This is a genomic window from Alkalibacterium sp. MB6 (assembly GCF_009935905.1).
Lineage (GTDB): Bacteria > Bacillota > Bacilli > Lactobacillales > Carnobacteriaceae_A > Alkalibacterium.
On record NZ_PREX01000001.1, the window covers coordinates 100,794 to 124,685 of the forward strand.

Sequence of the window (23,892 nt, forward strand, 5' to 3'; positions counted from 1 at the left end):
TTCTTATTTGGATAGAGCCTGCTCAATGTAGTCTGATACAGCTTTCAATGCTTCTGGTAAGCCTTCTGGTTTTTTGCCACCCGCTTGTGCAAAGTCCGGACGTCCCCCGCCCCCACCGTTCACATAAGGTGCAATATACTTAATCACATCTCCAGCTTTTAATCCTGTTTTAATCGCTTGCTCTTTAAGTGACACAATTAAATTGACTTTCTCTTCATTTCGCAAACCAAGCACTAAGATATCTGAACTATCTTCTTGTTTCCATTTGTCAGCCAGCTGTCTTAATTGATTCATGTCTTTTGCTTTTATCTCTTCAGAAATAAATCGAATACCTGAAATGGTCTGAACGTTGGTAAAGATATCTTCAGCCTGTGCGTTGGCCAACTTAGCATGCAAGGATTCATTGGTTTGATTTAGTTCTTTCATTTCTGTTTGCAATTGACTAATTCTAGCTGGCAAGTCCATAACTGATTGCAACTTTAAGGCTTGAGACGCTTGGTTTAAAACAGCCAATCGTTTTTCCATCCATTGATACGCGCCTTCACTTGTTAAGGCAGTCATACGTCTCGTTCCTGCCCCAATCCCACTTTCAGAAGTAATTTTGAATAGACCAATTTCAGCTGTGCTCTTAACGTGCGTTCCACCACACAATTCTTTTGAATAGTCATCAATAATAACCACTCGCACATCCGTCCCATATTTTTCACCGAATAGAGCCATTGCACCTAACTCTTTCGCTTGGTCTAATGTGGTCTCCAGTGTTTCGACGATGTGATTCTCAATGATTTTTTGGTTAACAAGTGTTTCCATTTCGACTAATTGCTCAGGCGTCACTTGTCCGAAGTGAGTGAAGTCAAAACGTAAATGATTCGCTTCGACTAATGAACCTGCTTGATTGGCATGATCCCCTAACACATCTTTTAATGCTTGATGCAATAAGTGAGTAGCCGTGTGGTTTCTTTCGATGAGGCGTCGGCGTTTTTGATCTATCGCTAGTTCATAGGTCTCCTCGACAGTCAGTAGACTGAGAATCTCTACTTCATGAATGGCCTGTCCTTCTGGTCCTGGTTTAACGGACAACACGCGTCCAACAAGGTTATTATCTTGATCGAGAATCATCCCCATATCTCCAGCTTGTCCACCTTTTTCAGCATAAAAAGGCGTTTGATCAAAGACTAATCGAGCGGTCGATCCTTCAGATACGCTGTCAACAAACTCTTCTTCCGCTATAATCTTTTTCAGTGTTGCAACTGTGCTGTCTTCTTCATATCCAATGAATTCACTAGATAGATTAATATTATTAAGCAATGCAGATTGAACAGCCATGGATCCTTCTGTTTGGCGAGCTGAACGCGCACGCTGTCTTTGTTTTTCCATTTCAGCCTCGAACTCTTCTATATCAATCTCCATTGCTTCTTCTTTAACTACTTCTTCTGTCAGTTCGACAGGGAAGCCAAAGGTATCATATAATTGGAAGACATCTTTCCCTGACAGACGCGTCCCTTTTTGTGCTTTTTGAGCATCGACTAGTTCCTTCACTCGCTCTAAGCCCTCTGCTAAGGTATCTAAGAATCGTTCTTCTTCGTTCAAAATAACTTTATTGATGAAGTCTAACTTCTCTTCTACTTCCGGGTAATGTTCTTTCATGATGTCTGCAACAACAGGAACGAGTTGTGTTAAAAATGGTTTCTCAATCGATAATCGTCTACCATGCATGACGCTTCGTCTAAGCAGTCGTCTAAGAACATACCCTCTGCCTTCATTACCTGGTAACGCGCCGTCTCCAATAGCAAAGGCTAATGCACGAACATGGTCAGCAATCACTTTAAAGCTAGTCTGTTTTTCTTTGCTACTTGTATAGCTGACACCAGAAAGGCCTTCAATTTTCTCTATAATAGGCATAAATAGATCTGTTTCAAAGTTTGTCGGCGCATCTTGTAAAACAGACAGCATACGCTCGAAGCCCATACCTGTATCAATATTTTTATTTGGTAAAGGATCATAGGTATGGTCAGGCTTATGGTTAAATTGAGAAAAGACAAGGTTCCATATTTCCAACCAACGCTCGTTCTCTCCACCTGGGTAATTTTCAGGGTCATCTTCTGCTAAATCATTAAAGTCTTCGCCTCTGTCGTAGAAGATCTCAGTATTCGGTCCACATGGTCCTTCTCCGATATCCCAAAAGTTACCTTCTTCTTTAACAATGTGAGATTCCTTTAAGCCCACTTTATCTTTCCATATTGCATAAGCTTCTTCGTCTTCCGGGTAAACCGTCACAAATAACTTCTCAGAATCCAAACCTAACCAGTCCGGACTTGTTAAGAATTCCCAAGCCCATACAATGGCTTCCTCTTTAAAATAGTCCCCAATTGAAAAGTTTCCAAGCATTTCGAATAAGGTATGGTGACGGGCAGTGACACCTACGTTTTCGATATCATTAGTACGAATACTTTTTTGTGACCCAGCTATACGCGGGTTTTCCGGTTTAACCGTTCCATCAAAATATTTTTTCATCGTGGCGACGCCTGAATTGACCCATAGTAAGGTTGGGTCTTCTACAGGGACTAATGAGGCACTTTTTTCTATCTTATGTCCTTTTCCTTCAAAAAAATCTAAGAACATCTGGCGCAGTTCTGTACTGTTTATTGTTTTCATAGCCTTCTCCATCCATTCTTTTGTAAGTTTATTCTGTTCATTTTAAAAAACGACACTAAAAAAACCGAATAAATCATTGCATACAAGGACGTCTTCACGCGGTACCACCTTGTTTGCAATAACTTATTCGGTCAGTTATTACCTCTTGAGTCTTGTTAACGCCAAGATACGGCACAATTTCTTGCGCATGTTTAAAAGGGAGCACTAAAGGGTTGTTGATATTCTCTCACCATCACGAATACCTCTCTGATTTGATTGGTTCACTTCAGCATATCCTTTTACATCAGTTAGAATTATAGCTTAGATTCCTTGGTCCGTCAATACTTACCCCTTTAAAAGGATTAGTCAGTCCACTCCGTTTCATTAGGTAGGAAGTATTTGTTCAAGGAGAATCCACGTCCCAATACTTCACTCGCAGGCATAGCCACGACAAAGGCATCTGAATCGGCTTTAATGACTGTTTCTTTCAGTAAGGTAAATTCTCTTTCTTGAATAACCACCATCAACATGTCTTTATCTGTATTCCCGTATCCGCCTCGAATACCTAAGTTGGTCACGCCACGCTGCATCGTATGCAAGATTTCTTGACGAATATCTTGAGGGTTATCTGAGATGATAAATACATTTTTATTTCGGTGGAAGCCTAATTGAACTAAGTCAATGGTTCTTGAAATAATGAATAAGGCAATGATGGAATACATCACTGTTTCAACATCAAATACCAAAAGGGCAATCATAATAATCGCACCATCAACCATCAGTGTTGTGAAACCTAATTGAAGGTTCAAATATTTATAAATAATTTGAATGATAATACTGGTTCCGCCAGTCGATCCTTTCGCTCGGAACACAATACCAATTCCAAGTCCAGTCAGTGCGCCTCCAAATAAAGCAGCCAAGAGTGGGTCCATCGTTAAGGGTTCCCAGTGGCCAATAAACAAGAGATAAAAAGGTAAAAGTAAACTACCTAGTATGGTTTTATAACCCGCTGCTTTACCAAGTAAAATAAAACAGATGATTAAAAGAGGTACACTTAATGCATATTGAACCAATGCCGGATCCCATCCAAATGACGCGTATGTCACTATGGACAAGCCCGTTATGCCTCCTGACACAATATTATTGGGAAGTAAAAAGACCTGAAAGGATATGGCCGTCAATAGGGTCCCAAAGAAAATGTAGACATAGTCCACTGCACTCAATGTGTATTTTTTTGCTACTCTTAACATATAATGTCCTCCTTCAAAAAGCTCAATCGTTATAAATATAAAAATCGTTTTAGTGCAACTCGGCAATTCTAACATTAATGGCAATGAAATAACACCAGTAGTTTGAATAAATCTATTTTTTGTCAATAATCATTTTAATCTTTTCAATCTCCGGATTAAACCGTATACTGTAAGTAGTACATAAGGAATTGGTGGCTAACATGACTGACACACACTTAATTTTCATCGTTAATGAACATTCTCGAAAAGGAAAAAAATTTACTTCAGACTTACATGATCTATTGAACAACTATAAACAGGTGACATATGACATACATATAACAGAATACAGGAAACACGCAGTTGAAATAGCTGATTCGTTGAGCCGGAGCATAGGTAGCAATAGTCTACTCGTTGCTGTGGGCGGCGATGGGACTTTAAATGAGGTGGTACAAGGGGTTGTCCAATCCAAAGCTGACATTCCCATTGCATACATCCCAACAGGATCTGGTAATGACTTCGCCCAGTCTAGAAACTTGTCCAAGAAAATCAGTGAATCCATCGACCATATTTTGTCTATATCCGAGCCCACTGTTTTGGATGTGCTGCTGGGTCAAATGAAAGACGGACCGATTGTGGCCGTTAATAGTACCGGATACGGCATCGATGGAACAGTTATTTCAAAAATGGAAAAAAACAGAAACAAAGAAACCGTTGGTCGACTATCCTACTTAATGAACGTGTTGTCAGGATACTTTTCCCAAAAACCGTTTCCGGTGACCATTAAAACCCCTGAAAAAGACTATTTTTTTGAGGAGTCCATGCTGGTTTTGTGTGCTAACCAAAAATACTTTGCCGGTGGCATTCCTATTCATCCCTTGGCTGACGCAACAGATGGCATGATCGATTTACTAGTAGCTGAAAAAGTTACCTTTTTCGAGTTGCTTTCCATCTTAATCAAAATCATGACCAAAGAAAGCCATTTATCTCATAAGAAACTACATGCTTATCGAGCAACCTCCTGTCAAGTTAGTGTTGGTAAGCCTCAATATGGCCAACGAGATGGCGAGTTAATTGATCCATCCAATACAACCCTTGATGTCACGACAATTAAACTACCTTTTTGGCTTTAACCAAAAATATACCCCCTGTGTCACTCACTCTAAAGTGGCTACAGGGGTTTTTTTTATGGCTGTGTGTGTTCCATTCCTATCATCGGATCAATTGTTTCGTTATCCACATCTTGGGGAGTCAATACAAAGGACCTTTTTTTTGTTTTAGTCACTGTATTAACTGCTTTTTCTAAGCTAACAGCTTTTGTTTTTTGAACTGACGGTTCACTTGATCGTGTAGGGTTTTCATCGTCAGCCGTTGACTTCTCCATGCTGAACGCGTCATCTTTATCTTTCAAACTCATTAAGCGCTCATCCAAGGATGTTTGCCTCAGCGTTGTGTCTTGAGAAATGCTTTTTATAAAGGCTTCTTTTTCTCCGATTAAAAGTAAGGTTTGACTGGCTCGAGTAATAGCCGTGTAGACAATATCTTTTTTCAACATACGACCATAGGCAAACACCATAGGTAAAATAACCATCTTGTATTCACTACCTTGGGATTTATGAATCGAGCAGCAATAAGATAAGGTGATTTTATTCCACTCATTTCTTAAGTAATTTACTTCATTCCCGTCAAAATCGACAACCAACTCTTCCACATTCGCACTGGATTCTTTCGCTGACAAGATACCTGTGATGATGCCCATGTCCCCATTAAAGACGTTACGTTCAGGATCATTAACCAATTGCAATACTTTGTCCCCTATTCTAAAGACTGAATCAAAAGCTTTTACTTCTTTTTTACCAGGTACGTGAGGGTTAAATAAGTTTTGCAATAAGGCATTTAAATGGTCGATTCCAGCTGTCCCTTTATACATAGGGGCCAATACTTGAATATCTTGAGCCGTGTACCCTCGCTCGATTGCTTTCTCTACTAATAAACTGACCGCATCTTGAACTTTATTTGTTCGACAAGCGAAGAAGTTACGGTCCGCTTTTTTCTCCGCAAAATTTTCAGGTAAGTGTCCTTTTTTTATGTCATGTGCCAATTCAATAATAGATGAGTGATCCCCTTGACGGTAAATTTCAGTCAATTCCTTGCTTGGTAAGACTTTAGAATCAAGCAAATCTCGAAGGACCTGTCCGGGTCCAACAGAAGGTAATTGGTCTTTGTCTCCGACCATGATAACTTTCATACCATTTGGAACGGCCTTTAATAATTGGTAGCCCAGCCAAGTGTCTACCATTGACATCTCATCTATGATAAGTAAGGACCCTTTTAGCGAGCGGTCTGATTCTTGTAGCTCATCATCATCCGACCCTGTCAAACCGAGCAACCTGTGAATCGTAGAGGCCGGCAGACCGGTTGTTTCTTTCATCCGTTTTGCGGCTCGCCCCGTTGGTGCAGCAAGCAAAACAGGATACGCTTCATCTATATAACTGGCAGGATCTAAATCAACGTCATTGAGTTCTGCATACAAAGAGACGATGGCATCCAACACCGTTGTCTTCCCTGTTCCTGGTCCTCCTGTTAAGATAAATAAGGGAGACTGAAGGGCTGCTGTAATGGCCAACTTTTGTGATTCGCCAAAAGTTAAGCCGCTTCGCTTTTCAAATTGTTTTAATATTTTCAGAATCTTTTTCTCACTGAGTGTGGTGTCATCCTCAAAAGAAAGCAAACGATCGAGTGCATTGGCTATACCCCACTCTGAAGCATATAATGACGGCACGTAAAAACGATCCTCGTCTTGAATCATGACTTGTTCGTCAACCATTTCGATGATATAGTCTGCGACTAATTCCGGGTTAATAATAAATGGACGGCTTTTTTCAAGGACATCGATGCTTTCTTTTAGTAAAACTCTGTTGGTCACATAAGTATCCCCGGCCTTCATCGTCTGTTCATTCAACGAATAAAGAACACCCGCTTTAATGCGTTCCGGAGAATCCCCTTCGATACCTAACTCTTCTGCAATGACATCAGCTCGGTTAAATCCAATGCCTTCAATCTCGTTAATTAAGATATACGGATTCGTTTGAATAGTGATGAGGGATTTCCCTTCATAACGCTGGTAAACTTTATAAGCCAGTTGATTAGATAAGCCTAAATTATTCAGTGCAATAATAATTTTTTGCATCCCTTGTTCTTTTTCCAGTACGGCTAGGAGTTGATCTTTTTTAGTGTCGTTCATCTGAGGCACGGCATCTAATACCGATTCATCTTCCAATATTTTATCGATGCAATCAATGCCTAAAGTATCCACGATTCTTTCGGCTGTTTTTTTTCCAATCCCTTTAAATCGCGGGCTGGATAAGTAAGCAATAACACCGTCTTCGCTAGACGGCTTCTCTTTTTCATATTTAGTAGACTGAAATTGCAAGCCATACCTAGGGTGATCAGTCCACGTCCCGTAAAAGCGGTAAGCTTCCCCTTCTTGAATCTGTCCAAAGTTACCTGTAATGACCGTCTGATCTTCTTTGACAGAGGTATTCGTGTCATCAATTTTTATCAGCATCACTTTGTAAAAGTTTTGCGGATTCGAAAAGTAAATAGATAATACTTCTCCTGATATATAACTCTCTTCTGTTGCCTCATGTTCATGTTCCTTAAATAAATCTTCTTGCAAGTCGAGTCCTCCTTTGCTCATTCAGTTTAACGAAGACTGTACAGTTTGACCAGTCTTATTTCGAGGTTTTCTTTTTATTTTCTCTATAGAATGAAGGAGACACTTTCTTGTAGTCTTTAAAATTTCGGTTAAAGGTGCGTAAGGTTTTATAGCCACATTTTTGAGCAATGTCACTTACCGTGTCTTCTGTGCTTTCCAATAAATAAGCTGCCTGACTCACCCGGTACCGGTTGACATAATGGGTAAAGGTGAGGTTGGTGTATTGATAAAACAATTTCGACAAATACGCATAATCGTATTGAAGGGCTTTGGCCACATCTTTTAGCGTACACTCTGTCGCATAGTGATCGTCAATAAATAACAGCATATTTTGTATAATTTTTCGCTTAGAGGATACTTCTACCGGGACCACTTCGGTTTGTTTTATAAACTGAGCACATATAGAATACAAAAAGCTTTTTTGAGAATAAATAAAATCCAACTCGTCTTCATTAGGAAGAGAGTTTAGTATCAGTTTATTATTGACTGGCATAAAGCCTTTATAAGTCGAGTAAAAATGTCCAATCATTTCTGGAGAAAAGATAATCACGCTACAGACAGAATCTTTGGGTGTATGTAGCTTGTGCAGTTGATTGGGAAAAATAAATACGGCTTCTTTTTCTTTTAATGTATAATCCACTTCTTCAATTGTAATGAGCATTTCTCCTTTTTCAACCGTGATGAACTCATACGCTCTGTGGAAATGTAAGGGAAACGAATTGGAATGCAGTCGTTGAAATTGAAAGGATTCCTCTTCTTCCATACCATGTTGTTCAAAAAAATACATACGTTTCTTTCCTCCGAATAACACTAATTTTGTCTATATCAGTATACTATATTCACTGGTAAATAGACAGTCCTGTATACATGAATACGCTTTTTTTCAGAAACAGAAAAAGACAGGCCATCCGTAGACAGTCTGTCTTTGTATTTAATTAAATCAATTGTAATTTTTTCTCATCTTTAAAGGCATAGTCAATGATGCCGCCGCCAAGACACTCATCACCATCATAAAAGACAATGGCTTGTCCAGGTGTGATGGCTCTAGCTAATTCATCAAACTCAACAACAGCTGTGTTGTCTTCTTTGTTCAAGTGAACAGTGACGCCAACGTCTGTTTGTCTGTATCTGAATTTGGCTGTACATTTAAAGGTTTCTGGTCTGTCAACATCAGTTGTGAAAGAGAATTCGCTAGCAGCTAAATGCGTCGCATAAAGTGTTGGGTTTGTATACCCTTGTCCAACGATCAGTTCATTATGTTCCATGTTTTTACCAACAACAAACCATGGCTCATTAGATTGACCATTTCCGCCAATCCCTAACCCTTTACGTTGTCCAATAGTGTAATACATCAACCCATCATGTTTACCCATGACTTCCCCATCTTCAGTTACCATGTTTCCTGGTTGAGCTGGTAAATAGTTCATCAAGAACGCTTTAAAGTCTTTTTCGCCGATAAAGCAAATCCCAGTCGAATCTTTTTTCTTGGCTGTTGCCAAGTCTGCTTCTTCAGCGAGTCTTCTGACTTCACTTTTTTCCATGCCGCCTAGTGGGAACATGACTTTAGATAATTGCTCTTGAGACAATTGATTCAAGAAGTAAGTTTGATCTTTGTTGTTGTCGATCCCTCTCAGTAGATGAGTGGTCCCGTCTGCATCTCTTTCCACTCGTGCATAGTGACCTGTTGCCACATATTCGGCTCCAAGACTTAATGCATAGTCCAAAAAGGCCTTAAATTTGATTTCTTTATTACACATCACATCTGGATTTGGCGTGCGTCCGTTTTCGTACTCTTTTAAGAAGTAAGAAAAGACTTTATCCCAATACTCTTTTTCGAAGTTGATTGAGTAGTAAGGAATCCCAATTTTATTTGCAACGAGAGCGACATCTTTATAGTCTTCCGTTGCTGTACACATGCCATTTTCGTCTGTGTCGTCCCAGTTTTTCATGAAGACGCCCACAACGTCATAGCCTTGTTCTTTCAAAAGCAGTGCAGTGACAGAGGAATCGACGCCTCCACTCATCCCTACAACGACTCTTGGTTTCTTGTTCGTCATATAAAATCACCATCATTTCAGTTAAATTCTGCTACTCAACGAATTGAAGGTTCGTTAGCTTACAGCTCATTCCATTATACTTACTCAAAGTAAGAAGTCAAGTCATTCCGGGCTTTTTAGCCTTTTTTTATGTTTATTTATGAACAGTCTAGTAACAGTAAAACACGACGGATAGGCGATTCTAAGTCTATTGAAAGCTTAAGAACCATTTATCTCGTCGTGTGCTATTTTTAGTTAATTGACTTTTTTCAATACAGAGGCTTCAGTCAGTGACACTAATATATTTTCAGCAAAATCACGTTGAGCTTTAAGCTGATCGTTCTTATATAAATCAACCTTCTTTAAGCCGTTTGCCGTTACTGCAGACAGTTTCAAACCGTCTAATTCTTTTGATACGGTGATTTTTAACTTGGGGGCTGTTTTATCTGTCACATTCAAACCCAAAACACGTTCATAAACAAATGATCCGTTTTTTGTTTCTAAAAAACCGTTATCCCTTAAGGTATACCGTTTCACCTGTTCATGAAGCGTATAAGACTCTTTACTTCCTAATAGGCTAGCGCTTGGTGGTGTACTCAATATAAGCATCCTCTCATTCTCTTTTCTTTCATTATTCGCAAACTAAGACAAAAAAGCAATAGCCTTTTCAATGTTATCGATTAAATAATGAATCCCTTCTTCATTATTACCTAATCCAAAGCTAATCCGAATGGTTTCTGAGATAGCCGGATGATGTTCACCATACAAGGCAGTTAAGACATGGCTCGGGTCTACATTTCCTGCAGAACAAGCTGATCCAATGGACACCGCGATAGTCGCTAAGTCCAAATGGATTAATAACCGTTCAGCGGGTACACCTGGAAGGTGCAAACTTAATATATGAGGCAAACTATTTTCTAAGGAACCATTGACTGTGTAGTTGATTCCCTTTTCCTCTAATGTTTGAACCGCTAAGTGTTTTAACCCCTTATACTCTTGTCTCAACTCGTCCTGCTGCGCTTGTCTCAGTTCAACCGCCTTTTGAAAGCCCAGAATAGCAGGGATATTCTCCGTGCCTGCTCGTTTTTTATTTTCCTGCTCGCCTCCAAGCATCATACTTGGAATAGGCATATCTTTATTTACATATAAAAAGCCAATGCCTTTAGGGCCGTTAATTTTATGAGAAGACACGGACAGCATATCAATGTGTTGCTTTTTGACATCAATTTTTTCGGTTCCATAAGCTTGAACCGCATCTGTATGAAAGAGAATTTTCCGGTCTTGATTAGCCAGCATCTGCCCGATGTCTTCGATAGGTTGAATCGTTCCCACTTCATTGTTTCCATAAATGATCGAAACTAAAATCGTATCTTCCCTCAACGCTTCTTCGACTTGATCGGCTGTGATGAAGCCTTCCTCGTTGACAGGTAAAAACGTGATAACATAACCTTCTTTTTCCAAAGACAATAACGGTTCCCTCACAGCAGGGTGTTCAACCGCTGTCGAGATGATGTGCTTCCCTTTTGATTTGAACTTTCTGGCCGTTCCCATAATCGCTGTGTTGTCACTTTCCGTCCCACCACTGGTTAAGATTATTTCTTTTGGTTCAGCATGGATACTTTTTGCAAAGACGACTCGGGCTTCTTCTAACATCCCTTTACTCTCTCTACCTATTTGATGGATGCTTGAAGCATTGCCGTAATGCTCGGTCATAGCCTGAGTCATGACTTGAATCACTTCAGGATGCATAGGTGATGTCGCCGCATGGTCAAAATACGTCTGTTTATTCATTGCTATTCCCTTCTCACTTTTTTCTTTATACTAGTATCAAGATAGTTCAATATCAGGATACAGCATCGTTAATACTTTTTTAGTTAACCTCTGACCTTCGCCTTTATGAACGTAGGCATGCATGTGCATAGCTGGGTTGTAATTGGCTTCAATGACCGAATAGGCCGCTTGAGTATCTGTATTCTCAAGCGTTAAATCAGGAATAATTAAGTCCAGTCCAGTCACTTTCACTCCAAGGGCATCCGCCATATCTTCTGCTAGCTTCTTAAAATAATCTGGCATCTGGTTAGTCATATCCACAGAGTCCCCACCAGTTGAGATATTTGAGTTTTCTCTCAAATAAACCGTCTTTCCTTTTTCAAGGATACTGTCAAACTGATAACCTTGTTCTTTTAGCATCAATTGTTCAATTTCACCCATTTTAATTTTCTCAAGAGGTGCACGGTGATTCCCTCCACGGTAAGGATGGGTATTCTTTTCTTCTATTAATTCTTTAACTGTATGCGTCCCGTCTCCAGTCACATTAGCTGGAATTCTTAACACAACAGCCTCTGTTCGTCCATTTAAAACGAAAAAGCGGTATTCTGTACCCTCTATAAATTCTTCAACTAAGACTTCACTGTCTTCTTTAAAAGCTAGTCTAATGCCTTCTTCGTAAGACTCCTTTGAAGGCGGGTTTTTAAATATCGTAATACCTAAGCCGTAGTTAGTGGATTTGGGTTTAATAACAATGGCTTTATCTTTAAATAAATCAAAATAAGCAACGGCTTCTTTAACAGTACTAAACTCATTCCCTTTAGGAACAGAGTACCCATGTTTTTCGAGTATCTTCTTCGTCACTGTTTTGTTACCCATAAGCCAGTGAGAAATGGTGGAATCCTTCGATGTCATATTGGCATTTCTCACATATTCTGTTTTGCCTTTATACGTTAATTCAAGAAATTGATCGTGTTTGTCTAAGACATCCACGTCTATACCCATTTGCAAGGCATCAAATAGGAGTAACTGTGTACTCATTTCCATATCGTCAAAGCCCCGGAGCAGGAATGGCTTCTCGTAAGACAAATTTTTATAACGTTTCCCTAATGAAATACCCAAGTTGACAAAGGATCCTTCTTCCTCGACTGCTCGGACAGTTCTAGCCGCAAGAGTGAGTTCAGGGTGTTCAAAAACTCTAACTGCTTTGTTTAAGACGTTTTGATAGTCAGGTGACAGATTCAAGTCCTTTGCCGTTTGCTTCATTTCTTCTATCAAAGCCAAGCCTTCTGCTTTATAGTGAGATTCAGAAAACGGGTCTTCCATCGCTGTGACTTCGTTTTGTTTCATTCCTTGTTCAACGTCTTGGCTGTCACTGTCTTTGTCCATCCATACCATTGTTTTTAAAAAGAGATCAACCAGTTGCGTTTGGTCATAAGAAAATCCCATCGCGTCAAACGGATTCACATCAAAGGATCGCAACTCAATATAGCGAATGCCATGAGTTAACAAGTTACTAACAGCCTTACCTTTCCCTCTCAAACGAGCAGCACCATAATATTCTCTTTCTTCTAAAAGAATGCCCTCTTCTACCATTTGTTCAATATCAGAAGCGTACTCTTTGACGGAATCATATGATACTGTATGGTCAAATGAGTTATGATACCCCAACGGACTGTTTCTAATACTTCTGCTGTAGCTTTTCACGTCATCTGAAAAGGTTGGGTCACACACTGGAGACGCACCAAATAAATAGGTCAATACCCACTGGTACCTAAAGAAATTGCGAGAAAGCTTCAAGTACGCCTCGTTCACTGCTTGCTGCTTGACTTCTTCACTTTCAAAATGACTAGACAAAGCGTTCAGAAAATCTGGCGAAAAGGAAAAGTTGAAGTGAATCCCACTAATCATCTGCTTCTTCTTGCCGTACTTTTCAGCCAAGCCTTCACGGTAGATAATTTCTTTTTTATCTTCTACATCAATGATTGGAATTAACTCTTCTTCAGGAAGCACACTCGGCATACTAAATGGCCAAATGAATTCATCTTCAGAGAGACTGCGGTTCGCCACATCGTGTAAAGCAGTCAAGAATTGATACTGCTCATTTAAAGCCGTCTGTGGAGGCGTGACCAGTTCCAGTTGCGATTCACTGAAGTCGGTTTGTATATAAGGATGAAAACTGCGGTTCCCAAAAACGCTGGGATGCGGTGTTAAAGCTAGTCGCCCATCCATTAAGGTTCTTAAGCCTTCCTTTTCAATACCGAAAGAGCCTTTTGAAAATAATAGTTCTAAATGGTGTTCTTTAATTATCGTTTTTATCATCATTCTACTCTTACCTCAATACTTATTTTTTACTTACTAATGTCAAGTATTATCTTATCATAAAGGGGACTCTCAACATAGAGAAAAGAAAGCTTCTCTTCTCGAACATTCGTTCACTATTGTTTTGTTTTGACAAACGAAATGCTATACTGTTAGTACATTTATCAAAAGATACGTTTCATTCATTATATATTAAAGGAGACTACCTGTGAATAAACCTTTAGCTTACCGCATGCGCCCAACAGCTATCGACCAAGTCGTTGGCCAGAAGCATTTAGTCAGTGAAGGGAAAATTATTTGGAGAATGGTTAAAGCCAAGCAATTATCCTCCATGATTCTTTACGGTCCGCCTGGCATTGGTAAGACAAGTATCGCCAGTGCCATTGCCGGCTCAACAAAATATGCCTTTCGTAAATTAAATGCGGCTACCGATACAAAAAAAGACTTGCAAATAGTGGTTGAAGAAGCAAAAATGAGCGGAACAGTTATTCTTCTCTTGGATGAGGTCCATCGATTGGATAAACCCAAACAGGACTTTCTTCTTCCGCATTTGGAAAATGGCCGGATTGTACTCATCGGCGCAACGACTGAAAACCCATATATTTCCATCCACCCGGCGATTAGAAGCCGATCTCAAATATTTGAGTTGCAGCCATTATCAGAAGCAGATATCACTCATGCTTTGAAACGTGCCTTAACGGACACGGAAAATGGACTAGGAAAAGTGGATGTGTCTATAGAAGACCACGTCCTCAACTACTTTTCTCGTGTGACTAATGGAGATTTGAGAAGTGCCTTAAATGCCTTAGAGTTGGCAGTTAATTCAACTGAACCCGATGATTCTGGAACGGTTGTGATTACCTTGGATATAGCAGAAGAATGCTTGCAACGTAAAGCCCTCACTCACGATAAAGACGGTGATGGCCATTACAATGCGATTTCTGCTTTTCAAAAATCGATTCGAGGCAGTGATGTACACGCTGCCCTTCATTACTTAGCTCGCCTTTTAGAAGCTGGCGAATTAAAAGTAGCTATAAGGCGACTCATTGTGACGGCTTATGAAGATATCGGATTAGCCAATCCTGCCGGTGTCGCCAGAGTAGTGACTGCCGTCGAAGCTGCTGAAAAGATTGGCCTTCCAGAAGCGCGTATTCCTTTAGCTAACGCGGTTATAGAAATGTGCCTGTCTCCTAAGTCCAATAGCGCCATATCGGCTATAGACGAGGCCTTAAGTGACGTTAGACAAGGGATCAGTGGAGATGTGCCTAAGCATTTGAAAGACACTCATTATAAAGGAGCGACAACGTTAGGTAGTGGCGTGGGCTACCAATTCCCACATGATTTTGACCATCACTGGGTCAAACAACAATACTTACCAGAAAGGTTAAAAAAGCGTACCTACTATAATCCTGCCTCCACTTCCAAATTTGAAGATGCCTTATCTAAGCAGTTAGATAAGTTTAATAACAAATAAACTTTTTTACGGAGTGTAAGCGTCTGTATTGACGAAGAGACCTACCTGTGCTATTATAAGGATAAGAATTCTGAGGTGTGCGCATTGCCAGCCTACAGTGTTGACCGAACATTTTATTAATACATTGGGATTCTGATGGAAGATATCCAAGACATGCCTTATCACTTGGTAGTCGGGATAGATTCCTGTGAAGCCCACCTGCTTAGTAGCGGGTTCAACCTAACTTGGCATTAACCGGCACCATCGGAATTTCTTATACTTAGATACTAATTGAGCGGAGACTTTATGTCTCTGCTCTTTTTTTTGATGAAACCTTGTTATTATTACTAAACGACCACCTTTTGAGTTATAATAACTATAACAACAAGAAAGGACGTGTTTATTCATGTTACAAGAATATACAAGGATTTTAGTAGCTGTGGACGGATCTGAACAGGCAAAAAAAGCTTTTACAAAAGCCATCGAGGTGGCGAAACGTAACAATGCTGTCTTAGTCTTAGCTCACATCATTGATACCCGAGCGTATCAGTCGTTCTCCACATTTGATGGAACAATTGCCGATAATGCTCGTGTTGAGGCAAAAAATACCCTTCAAGACTATAAGGCGCACGCTGAAAAAGAAGGCGTGCAAGAAGTAAAAGTTGTACTGGAATACGGATCGCCAAAAGTCATGATAGCCAAACAAATTCCTGAAGCTGAACAGATTGACCTCATCATGCTAGGAGCAACTGGCTTGAACGCTGTCGAACGAATCTTTGTTGGTTCTGTATCAGAATACGTTATTCGTCAGGCACGTTGTGATGTGATGATTATTCGTACTGATTTAAATAATAAACTGAATTAACTCAGTCGAGTCGCATTCACTATCCCAATTTCTTTGGGTTTCTATGATACACATAGGCAAAAACAGCTCCCTTATCGACCGTAATGGTCAACAAGAGAGCTGTTTTTCTTATCTAACTCATATTAGTTAGATGAGTTTTTGAACTTCTCAACATCACGAGTAATTACTAATTCCTCGTCCGTTGGTACTAATAACACTTTAACTTTTGAATCGTCAGTAGAGATAAATCGTTCTTTTCCACGAACATTGTTCGCTTCTTCGTCAATGTCTGCTCCTAAGAAAGACAGGCCGTCAATCACGTTTTTACGTGTATCCACACCATTTTCTCCAATTCCAGCAGTAAAGACAATCGCGTCAACACCATTCATTGTCGCAGCGTAAGATCCAATGTATTTTCTAACACGGTCTTCAAAGATACGTAGAGCTAACTCTGCTCTTTCGTCCGTTGCTTCTGCATCTTCTAAGTCTCTCATGTCACTTGAAATGCCAGATAGACCCTTCAAACCAGATTTGTTGTTTAACACATAAATCATTTCTTCAATTGTTTCAATGCCTTCTTTTCTCATTAAGAAAGGTAAAAGTGACGCATCGATGTCACCAGAACGGGTACCCATTGTGACACCAGCTAAAGGAGTGAAGCCCATTGACGTATCAACAGATTTTCCGCCTTCAACAGCTGTGATAGATGCCCCATTACCTAAGTGGCATGTAATAATTTTTAAATCTTCAATGGGTTTACCCATCATTTCAGCTGCACGTTCAGCAACAAATTTGTGGCTTGTTCCGTGTGCGCCATATTTACGAGCGTTATACTTTTCATAGTATTCTAAAGGGATACTGTACAAGTAATTTACTTTAGGCATAGTCGTGTGGAACGATGTATCGAATACAGCAACGCTTGTAATATCTGGTAAAATCTTACGGAAAGCACGGATACCCGTTGCATTCGCTGGATTGTGAAGTGGCGCAAATTCGGCCAAGCCTTCAATTTGATCGATGACTTCATCAGTTACTAAAGCAGAATCTTCGAAGATTTCTCCACCAGCAACGACACGGTGCCCGACACCAGTGATTTCGTTAAAGTCTGCAATAATTTCCAATTCGCTTAGTTGTTTTAATAGCATTTCTACAGCTATTTCATGGTCAGCAATATCAACAATTGTTTCGTACTTTTGACCCTCACCGTATTTAATAGTAAAGATAGAATCGTTTAAACCGATACGTTCAACAATTCCTGATGCCAATACCTTTTCTTCTGGCATTTGGTATAATTTCCATTTTAAACTGGAACTCCCAGCGTTAATGGCCATTGTTTTTGTCATATAAATCGCTCCCTTTTTAAATAATTCCTTGTTCTGTTTTCCAGTGACGTATATCTGCAATAAACTTATGGTACGCTTCTTTGTCACTTGAAAGTGGTGCATTAGCAATCAGGACTTCTTGAGCCTGCTTACTGTTCTCACTCTTCTTCTGGACAATAAAGATTGACTTCTTGGACTGTTCATTTTTGAACCACTCACTTGGCAAATGGATAATCCCTTGAACGTGTCCTACTTTTTGTACATAAGACAGGAGGCTTTTTACTTCCTCTGCTTCAAAGGTACTGGTAGGCAAGAGATAAAAACCAAAGCCCCCATCCTTCATATAATTGATGGATTGTTCAATTAATAAGTAATGGCTGAAGGAATGTCCCTCTTCAAAGCTCGTTTGAAAGGACTCCTGGTCAATCGGTTTAGGGTAATAGCCAATGGGAAGATCCATGACCATGATGTCAGCCGGATTAATCAACAACGCTTGCAAGGAATCCTGCAGCTGAAGTTCAATCGGTATGCCTAGTAGGGCTGAAAATGTTGACGCTAGAGCAATGAGACTGTCATCATTATCTACACCCGTCAGCGTTAACGACTTGTCTCGTGAGACCAATGACGTATAGATAGTAAATAACAAATTCCCCGTGCCTACAGATAAATCTGTGAGGTGTAGGGATTGTTTGCCTTCAAAGAATAGTTCAATCATCATTGCGACCAATACACCGATGGCATCTGGAGTTGGCTGATGGTTTGGCTGAAGTAAATCTTCTTTGGCTGCCTTAATGAGTGCCAGTTGAACGACTTGCTTCTTTTCCTCAGGAGTTAAAGACATCCAATCCATTGACTGGTACAGCTTCGTTAACTGTTCTACTGTTTCGGGTCCAGGAAGTCCGTCTTCAACATGGACCTTGCCTTCATCGACAATGTTCTCACCCGTTTCTACGAGTCCTTCAATGAAAGTGCCATCCAAGTCCTGCTGAATAAGTAACGCTGATTGATTTAAAAGAGTATAAAACTGTTCTACCTTTTCAATGTTCAAGCCCGATAATCCTTTCGTCCGATGAATTGTAATCCTATCATGTGATAAAGCACGTTTGTGCAAAACGACTGTAAACAACAAGGCTTACTTCTTTTTATTTTAACCTATTTATGACCCGTTCACAAGTTGTAACCTGTTTGACCAGGGAGGACTAACCTATGACAGGTTGTCATATCCCAAGGCATAAAAAAAAGGAATCACAATCAATATAGATTAATGATTCCTTTGACTATATTAGTTTGCTACTGGATATACAGACACTTGCTTTTTGTTTTTCCCTTTACGTTCAAAACGTACAACACCGTCTATTTTAGCAAATAAGGTGTCATCTCCACCTCTGCCCACGTTTTCTCCTGGGAAAATCTTCGTTCCTCTTTGACGGAATAAGATTGATCCACCAGTTACAACCTGGCCATCTCCTCTTTTAGCTCCTAAACGTTTGGATTGAGAATCACGACCGTTTGAAGTCGATCCTCCTCCTTTTTTAGTAGCGAAGAATTGTAAATTCATTTTCAACATACTCGATGCACCTCCATTACTTTTAGGTTAACGTAACGACTTTGACATGTTTACCGTACTCTTCTTCTGTACTTATCAATGATAAATACAGGCTTTCAAGTAGAATATCTGCCGTTACTGCTTGTTTCTCGGTTAATTGTTTCGGTAAGGCAAATCTGAGATAACCACCATCTTCACCAGTTGTTTCCACATCCAGTGACAATTTACCGATTTGAATGAGACTGTTGACTGTTCCAATGCTTAAAGCAGAAACAGCGGCACAGACCAAATCGTATCCATAAGGTCCAGACTCAGCGTGTCCAGAGATCTCAACAGAGACGATTGTTGAATCTTCTCGAGTAAATTGAATGTTAATCATATCAGATTGTCTTCCTTCATCAATTAGTTAGCTTTAATAGATGTGATAGTCACTTTTGTATATGGCTGACGGTGACCTTTTTTGTTGTGAGAGTCTTTTCTACGACGATACTTGTAAGTCGTTACTTTTTTAGCACGACCTTGTTTTTCGATTGTTGCTTCAACAGAAGCTCCATCGATAAACGGGGCACCTACAGTAGTAGTTTCTCCTCCAACAAACAATACTTCGTCAAATGTAACCGTGTCACCAGCTTCGCCATTCAATTTTTCAACAAAGATCTCTTGACCTTCTTCAACTTTGAATTGTTTTCCACCAGTTTTAATGATTGCATACATGTTTGCTGCACCTCCTTTAATGATTGAATAAAACACGTGGCTTTATTCTTGCACTTAGACTCGCCGCTATGAGTGACCAATCGGTTCTTTAACTCATTAACGAGCGGTTGTAGCTGTGGTGCTGCACAAATACAACATTAGTATCATACCAAATTAGGCAAGCATAGTCAATTATTTTTTTCCAAATATCTTCTGCCAGATGGTTTTCTTCTCTTCTTTAAGGGTCATCAGTGGAACAGTGTCCCCTAATATACGACGAGCGATGTTACGGTAGCCTTGAGAGGAAATGTGATCAGGATCGAGAACAACCGGATTTCCTTTATTGGATGACCGAACAACTTCGTCATCTTCAAAAATAATACCGAGTAATTCAACGGATAAATGACGGGTAATTTCGTCAATATCCATGACATCCCCTCTCTCCATCATTCCTTTACGAATACGGTTAATAATTAATCTAGGCGCTTTAATAGGCGTTTGTTCAATCAAACCAATGATTCTATCCGCATCTCTTATGGCTGAGATTTCTGGTGTGGTAACTAAAATGGCATCATCGGCTGCAGCGATAGAGTTTTTAAACCCTTGCTCAATGCCGGCAGGGCAATCAATTAACACATAGTCATAATCCTTTTTCAATTCACCTATTAACTCTATCATCTGTTCTTCATTAATGGCATTTTTATCAGCATGTTGAGCAGCAGGTAGGAGAAACAATTGATCATTAAACCGTTTATCTTTAATAATCGCCTGATGTAATTTAGCACGGCCTTCTACTACATCAATAATGTCATAGATGATTCTGTTTTCTAATCCAAGAATAACGTCAAGGTTTCTTAGTCCAATATCCATATCGACTAAGCAGACTTTTTCACCTTGGAGAGCAAGGGCTGTGCCTATGTTAGCTGTTGACGTTGTTTTACCTACTCCACCCTTACCAGATGTTACTACTATTGCTTTTCCCATTATGTTAAACCTCCTGCGTATTTCCCAATTTCAGGGCGAATCACTTTCAACTGTTCTAGGGGCGATATTTCAATTATATGTAAGTCATTGACATACACGAACTCACTTTCATCGGTATGCCCCTCATCAGATTCCTTCTGTTCAATAATATGAACGTTGTCTCCAACTCTCACTTGAGCATTGTAGCGGAAATTGGCTACCACGACAGCATTTTCTTTTCCAGCAAACCCTGCATGAGCAATTCCCTTAAATTGCCCGATAATAAAAATACTTCCTGTAGCCCTAACAGTCCCTCCTGGATGAACATCACCTATTAAAAGTAAGTCTCCTTCGGTTTGCAGAAGTTGTCCACTTCTAACATTGCGTACTTCAAGCGTAGGGCTTGACTGGTTATGCCATTCCAATGCCTTCTCAATTGATACCACATTAGATTCAAACGAGTCTATTTTAAAATAATCATCTTCAACAATCTGAATGATTTGCTTTTGTTCTTCTTCATTTAACCTTCTGTCGCCAGTTTTTACAAAAAAACGAATCTGATGGTTAGCATGCGCATCTTTCTTCAATTGAGTCTTAAGTTCTGTTAACTCTTCCAATACACTGCGCAATGAGGCAGACGCTGGTATAATTAATTGATAGCCTTCTTTTATCCCCTTGAGTGATACCGCCTGTTTCAATTGATTCACCTCACCATTATTTTCTGATGTTTAGCATACGCTGTGTTTTTTTACTGTTTTCTTTTTCATCTTTATTAATGAATTGAACTGCTTTGATTAAAGGGTAACCTAACACTAACATGAGAATAGCATTGAATGTTAACGTGGCTCCCAATCTTTCGGCCATAAAGGTCTGAGCACTTATTGCTGTTAAGTCAATCACTCGATAAATAGCAAAAACGAAAAATTCATTTATCGTCAATAAAATAATACTTAGCAAGACCAGTATGAGCAAATGGGGCTCTATAACCCGACGAATGTGCAAAATGACATAGGTTAAAATCATAAGCACTGCCATGTAAATACCCAACACACCTGAATAATAACTGTCATAAATAAAGCCAAACAGTAGGCTTAAACTATACATGTGCCGAGGTTCAAGATGAAAGGCTAATATAATACTAGAGAGTATAAACAGCCTAGGAATCATCAGGCCGAATGAGGTCTGTAATTGATTCATCATGAAAGAAGTGATGGTTCCATCGACTAAAAGTGATACATATAGGATCACAATGGGTATGATAACTTTTTTCCATTGGTTCATTAGTCAGCCTCACTCTCCGCTAAGCGATGAATGATCGTTACAAACCGGATATTATTAAAATCTGCGGCTGGGGTCACATAAACTTGCTGTGCTAAGCCGAACGAGTCCATACTGACTTCATCCACTTCACCAATGACTAAGCCTCGAGGAATCGCTCCACCAAGACCGGACGTGGATACTAATTCTTCTTCTTCAATCTCAGTAGTCGACGTAATTTGTGACATGATTAATCGATTGGTTTCTCGGTCGTACCCACTAATCAGCCCGTAAACAACTTCATCCATTACAATCTCAGAAGACACTCGATTTGATGTTTGGTCGACATTCGTCAACAAAACAACTTTCGAACTGGTCGGATTCACTTCGGATATTCGTCCAATTAATCCATTACCTGACATAACCGGCATACCAACTTCCACTCCGTCCTGGCTACCGCGGTCAACAATGATTTGGTCAATCCATGTATCTGGGCTTCTGGATATGACTGTACCCGATATCGTCCGGTAATCAGTGAGTGAGCTTTGAAGATTCAACTCTTCTTCTAAACGTTTATTTTCATCTCTTAATACATTCAATTCTGCTTGTCTTTCATAAATTCGATCAATTTCTACTTTCAATCGCTGGTTTTCTTCGTACGTGTTTTGAAGGTCACTGACAGAGTCAAATAAACCCGTTACTGCATTGATTGGTCTGGAAAAAGCTCTACCCATAACAGCAGACACGTCATTCGTTACTTGTTGAAGAAAGGGATTGGATTCAGAACTTCTCAACGAAAGGGATAAGACCGATACAAACAAAATCACGCTGATAAGCAATATGATCATTTTTTTATTTGTAAAAAATTGGTTCAATTCGTACACCTCATAACCTTTAACTTTGCTTATTCTACCATACTTTCTTCTGTTATCGAAGAGGCATTTCACATTACAGAATAGGGGGTAAAAATAAATTGTATACGTTACTGTCTGCTTACCGATTTAATTCCATTCAAGAAATAAGCGGGAAGGTATCCTCCCCGCTTAACTCTCTTATCTAGATTGCTTTTTATAAAGGTCCATGTGATTCAGTGCCTCGCCTGTACCGATGGCTACACATTCCAATGGGCTGCTGGCCACGAAGACAGGGACATCTGTTTCTTTGGCGATAACGTCACTTAAATGTTTAAGCATTGCTCCTCCGCCTGTTAAGACAATGCCTCGATCAATCACATCAGCAGATATTTCCGGTGATGTGTCTTCAAGAGTGCCTTTAATCGCTACGAGGATGGCATCAACGACTTCTTTAATCGCTTCTGCTACATCCACTGCTTGAATCGTAATTGTTTTTGGTAGACCTGTCAGTAAGTCACGCCCTCTAATTTCCATAGAGTCCATATCTTTAGCTGCCTCAATTGAAGCACTACCCAATTCCATTTTAATGGCCTCAGCTGTTCGTTCACCAATTAAAAGGTTATAACGGCTTCTAATAAATTGGATAATCGAATGGTCCATTTGATCGCCAGCCATTTTAATGGTTCGGCTACTAACAATGCCGCCTAGAGAAATAGTCGCAACATCAGTCGTTCCGCCACCAATATCAATAACCATGCTACCCGTTGGTTCGTTTACAGGTAAACCTGCTCCAATCGCTGCTGCAAATGGTTCTTCAATTAAATACGCTTCTTTAGCGCCAGCCATTTTAGCTGCATCAATAATCGCTCGTTTTTCAACTTCTGTTCCGCCACCTGGTACACAAATCACGACTCTTGGTTTTGAGGCGCGCTTACCTACCGCTTTTTCTATAAAGTATTCAATCATAGACGCTGTAATATCAAAATCAGCAATCACGCCATCTTTCATAGGTCGAATTGCTACGATACTGCCTGGTGTTCTACCAATCATCTTTTGAGCGTCTTCCCCAACTGCTACCACTTCATCATTCGTTTTATCAATAGCTACAACGGAAGGTTCGCCTAAAACGATTCCCTTTCCTTCTACATACACATTCGTATTGGCAGTACCTAAGTCAATACCAATCCCTTTTTTTCCAAATAATGCCACTAGTCTTTCCCCTTTCAACTTGCGTTTCAACAGTCATTTTATATT

The 23,892-nt window shown here is 39.9% G+C and carries 21 protein-coding genes and 1 other annotated feature; of the genes, 3 read left to right on the top strand and 18 right to left on the bottom strand.

The features are described 5' to 3' along the window. Positions 1–3 precede the first annotated feature (3 nt). Both alaS and C3945_RS00490 read right to left on the bottom strand, forming a co-directional pair. A complete protein-coding gene (alaS, locus tag C3945_RS00485) occupies positions 4–2,655 on the bottom strand; it encodes an alanine--tRNA ligase (RefSeq protein ID WP_161877714.1) in 2,652 nt (883 codons plus the stop codon). A 341-nt stretch (positions 2,656–2,996) separates the two neighbouring features. Continuing rightward, on the bottom strand, positions 2,997–3,884 hold the full coding sequence (locus C3945_RS00490) for a YitT family protein (protein WP_161877715.1): 888 nt from the start codon (positions 3,882–3,884) through the stop codon (positions 2,997–2,999). A gap of 200 nt (positions 3,885–4,084) precedes the next feature. On the opposite strand from C3945_RS00490, the gene C3945_RS00495 reads away from it, so the two are divergent. Beyond that, entirely contained in the window at positions 4,085–4,996 is a 912-nt protein-coding gene (locus C3945_RS00495) for a diacylglycerol/lipid kinase family protein (RefSeq protein ID WP_161877716.1), read from the top strand. 53 nt (positions 4,997–5,049) lie between these two features. Here C3945_RS00495 and recD2 read toward each other — a convergent pair whose 3' ends face one another. The 6 genes from recD2 to gshAB all read right to left on the bottom strand — a co-directional run bounded on the left by recD2 (position 5,050) and on the right by gshAB (position 13,709). Continuing rightward, on the bottom strand, positions 5,050–7,542 hold the full coding sequence (recD2, locus tag C3945_RS00500; RefSeq protein ID WP_237585428.1) for an SF1B family DNA helicase RecD2: 2,493 nt from the start codon (positions 7,540–7,542) through the stop codon (positions 5,050–5,052). Between the two features lie 55 nt (positions 7,543–7,597). Continuing rightward, the gene (locus tag C3945_RS00505; protein ID WP_161877718.1) at positions 7,598–8,368 is read right to left on the bottom strand and encodes a helix-turn-helix transcriptional regulator; all 771 of its coding nucleotides are present in this window, start codon (positions 8,366–8,368) and stop codon (positions 7,598–7,600) included. 148 nt (positions 8,369–8,516) lie between these two features. Next, positions 8,517–9,638, bottom strand: a complete 1,122-nt coding sequence (gene mnmA / locus C3945_RS00510) for a tRNA 2-thiouridine(34) synthase MnmA (RefSeq protein WP_161877719.1) — start codon at positions 9,636–9,638, stop codon at positions 8,517–8,519. 234 nt (positions 9,639–9,872) lie between these two features. Then, on the bottom strand, positions 9,873–10,217 hold the full coding sequence (locus tag C3945_RS00515; RefSeq protein WP_237585429.1) for a DUF1831 domain-containing protein: 345 nt from the start codon (positions 10,215–10,217) through the stop codon (positions 9,873–9,875). A 42-nt stretch (positions 10,218–10,259) separates the two neighbouring features. Continuing rightward, complete coding sequence (locus C3945_RS00520; RefSeq protein ID WP_161877721.1) at positions 10,260–11,408, bottom strand: cysteine desulfurase family protein; 1,149 nt, start codon at positions 11,406–11,408, stop codon at positions 10,260–10,262. 36 nt (positions 11,409–11,444) lie between these two features. Continuing rightward, positions 11,445–13,709, bottom strand: coding sequence for a bifunctional glutamate--cysteine ligase GshA/glutathione synthetase GshB (gene gshAB, locus C3945_RS00525; protein WP_161877722.1), 2,265 nt, complete (start codon positions 13,707–13,709; stop codon positions 11,445–11,447). A 205-nt stretch (positions 13,710–13,914) separates the two neighbouring features. Here gshAB and C3945_RS00530 point away from each other — a divergent pair, with 205 nt between their 5' ends. Continuing rightward, positions 13,915–15,180 (top strand): replication-associated recombination protein A, encoded by a 1,266-nt coding sequence (locus tag C3945_RS00530; RefSeq protein WP_161877723.1) that lies wholly within the window; start codon positions 13,915–13,917, stop codon positions 15,178–15,180. Positions 15,181–15,565: 385 nt separating this feature from the next. After that, complete coding sequence (locus C3945_RS00540; RefSeq protein WP_161877724.1) at positions 15,566–16,024, top strand: universal stress protein; 459 nt, start codon at positions 15,566–15,568, stop codon at positions 16,022–16,024. Positions 16,025–16,146: 122 nt separating this feature from the next. Here the strand turns inward: C3945_RS00540 and C3945_RS00545 are convergent, their stop codons facing one another. From C3945_RS00545 to C3945_RS00590, 10 genes are all read right to left on the bottom strand, one after another. Further along, positions 16,147–17,346 carry an acetate/propionate family kinase gene (locus tag C3945_RS00545; RefSeq protein ID WP_161877725.1) on the bottom strand — a complete coding sequence of 400 codons (1,200 nt, stop codon included), beginning with the start codon at positions 17,344–17,346 and terminating at the stop codon, positions 16,147–16,149. 16 nt (positions 17,347–17,362) lie between these two features. Then, a complete protein-coding gene (locus C3945_RS00550; protein WP_161877726.1) occupies positions 17,363–18,373 on the bottom strand; it encodes a class I SAM-dependent methyltransferase in 1,011 nt (336 codons plus the stop codon). Positions 18,374–18,607: 234 nt separating this feature from the next. Next, positions 18,608–18,892, bottom strand: a complete 285-nt coding sequence (rpmA, locus tag C3945_RS00555) for a 50S ribosomal protein L27 (protein WP_161877727.1) — start codon at positions 18,890–18,892, stop codon at positions 18,608–18,610. 22 nt (positions 18,893–18,914) lie between these two features. Continuing rightward, the gene (locus C3945_RS00560; RefSeq protein WP_161877728.1) at positions 18,915–19,250 is read right to left on the bottom strand and encodes a ribosomal-processing cysteine protease Prp; all 336 of its coding nucleotides are present in this window, start codon (positions 19,248–19,250) and stop codon (positions 18,915–18,917) included. A gap of 23 nt (positions 19,251–19,273) precedes the next feature. Beyond that, positions 19,274–19,585 carry a 50S ribosomal protein L21 gene (gene rplU, locus C3945_RS00565; protein WP_161877729.1) on the bottom strand — a complete coding sequence of 104 codons (312 nt, stop codon included), beginning with the start codon at positions 19,583–19,585 and terminating at the stop codon, positions 19,274–19,276. A gap of 46 nt (positions 19,586–19,631) precedes the next feature. Further along, positions 19,632–19,704, bottom strand: a sequence feature (ribosomal protein L21 leader region). Positions 19,705–19,756: 52 nt separating this feature from the next. After that, a complete protein-coding gene (gene minD, locus C3945_RS00570; protein ID WP_161877730.1) occupies positions 19,757–20,548 on the bottom strand; it encodes a septum site-determining protein MinD in 792 nt (263 codons plus the stop codon). After that, positions 20,548–21,225: a septum site-determining protein MinC gene (locus C3945_RS00575; protein WP_161877731.1), complete on the bottom strand. Its 678-nt coding sequence runs from the start codon at positions 21,223–21,225 to the stop codon at positions 20,548–20,550. Before C3945_RS00575 ends, minD begins: the two co-directional genes overlap by 1 nt. Positions 21,226–21,241: 16 nt before the next feature. Further along, complete coding sequence (gene mreD, locus C3945_RS00580) at positions 21,242–21,808, bottom strand: rod shape-determining protein MreD (protein WP_161877732.1); 567 nt, start codon at positions 21,806–21,808, stop codon at positions 21,242–21,244. Next, positions 21,808–22,659: a rod shape-determining protein MreC gene (mreC, locus tag C3945_RS00585; RefSeq protein ID WP_161877733.1), complete on the bottom strand. Its 852-nt coding sequence runs from the start codon at positions 22,657–22,659 to the stop codon at positions 21,808–21,810. Before mreC ends, mreD begins: the two co-directional genes overlap by 1 nt. A 177-nt stretch (positions 22,660–22,836) precedes the next feature. After that, complete coding sequence (locus C3945_RS00590) at positions 22,837–23,847, bottom strand: rod shape-determining protein (RefSeq protein ID WP_161877734.1); 1,011 nt, start codon at positions 23,845–23,847, stop codon at positions 22,837–22,839. Positions 23,848–23,892: the final 45 nt, after the last annotated feature.

What these genes read in the sequence shown, in the direction of transcription:
- mreD (WP_161877732.1), bottom strand. Translation starts at nt 21,808, where the DNA reads ATGAACCAATGGAAAAAAGTTATCATACCCATTGTGATCCTATATGTA.
- C3945_RS00540 (WP_161877724.1), top strand. Translation starts at nt 15,566, where the DNA reads ATGTTACAAGAATATACAAGGATTTTAGTAGCTGTGGACGGATCTGAA.
- C3945_RS00560 (WP_161877728.1), bottom strand. Translation starts at nt 19,250, where the DNA reads ATGATTAACATTCAATTTACTCGAGAAGATTCAACAATCGTCTCTGTT.
- C3945_RS00545 (WP_161877725.1), bottom strand. Translation starts at nt 17,346, where the DNA reads ATGACAAAAACAATGGCCATTAACGCTGGGAGTTCCAGTTTAAAATGG.
- rpmA (WP_161877727.1), bottom strand. Translation starts at nt 18,892, where the DNA reads ATGTTGAAAATGAATTTACAATTCTTCGCTACTAAAAAAGGAGGAGGA.
- minD (WP_161877730.1), bottom strand. Translation starts at nt 20,548, where the DNA reads ATGGGAAAAGCAATAGTAGTAACATCTGGTAAGGGTGGAGTAGGTAAA.
- C3945_RS00505 (WP_161877718.1), bottom strand. Translation starts at nt 8,368, where the DNA reads ATGTATTTTTTTGAACAACATGGTATGGAAGAAGAGGAATCCTTTCAA.
- C3945_RS00490 (WP_161877715.1), bottom strand. Translation starts at nt 3,884, where the DNA reads ATGTTAAGAGTAGCAAAAAAATACACATTGAGTGCAGTGGACTATGTC.
- C3945_RS00520 (WP_161877721.1), bottom strand. Translation starts at nt 11,408, where the DNA reads ATGAATAAACAGACGTATTTTGACCATGCGGCGACATCACCTATGCAT.
- gshAB (WP_161877722.1), bottom strand. Translation starts at nt 13,709, where the DNA reads ATGATGATAAAAACGATAATTAAAGAACACCATTTAGAACTATTATTT.
- mnmA (WP_161877719.1), bottom strand. Translation starts at nt 9,638, where the DNA reads ATGACGAACAAGAAACCAAGAGTCGTTGTAGGGATGAGTGGAGGCGTC.
- alaS (WP_161877714.1), bottom strand. Translation starts at nt 2,655, where the DNA reads ATGAAAACAATAAACAGTACAGAACTGCGCCAGATGTTCTTAGATTTT.
- rplU (WP_161877729.1), bottom strand. Translation starts at nt 19,585, where the DNA reads ATGTATGCAATCATTAAAACTGGTGGAAAACAATTCAAAGTTGAAGAA.
- C3945_RS00495 (WP_161877716.1), top strand. Translation starts at nt 4,085, where the DNA reads ATGACTGACACACACTTAATTTTCATCGTTAATGAACATTCTCGAAAA.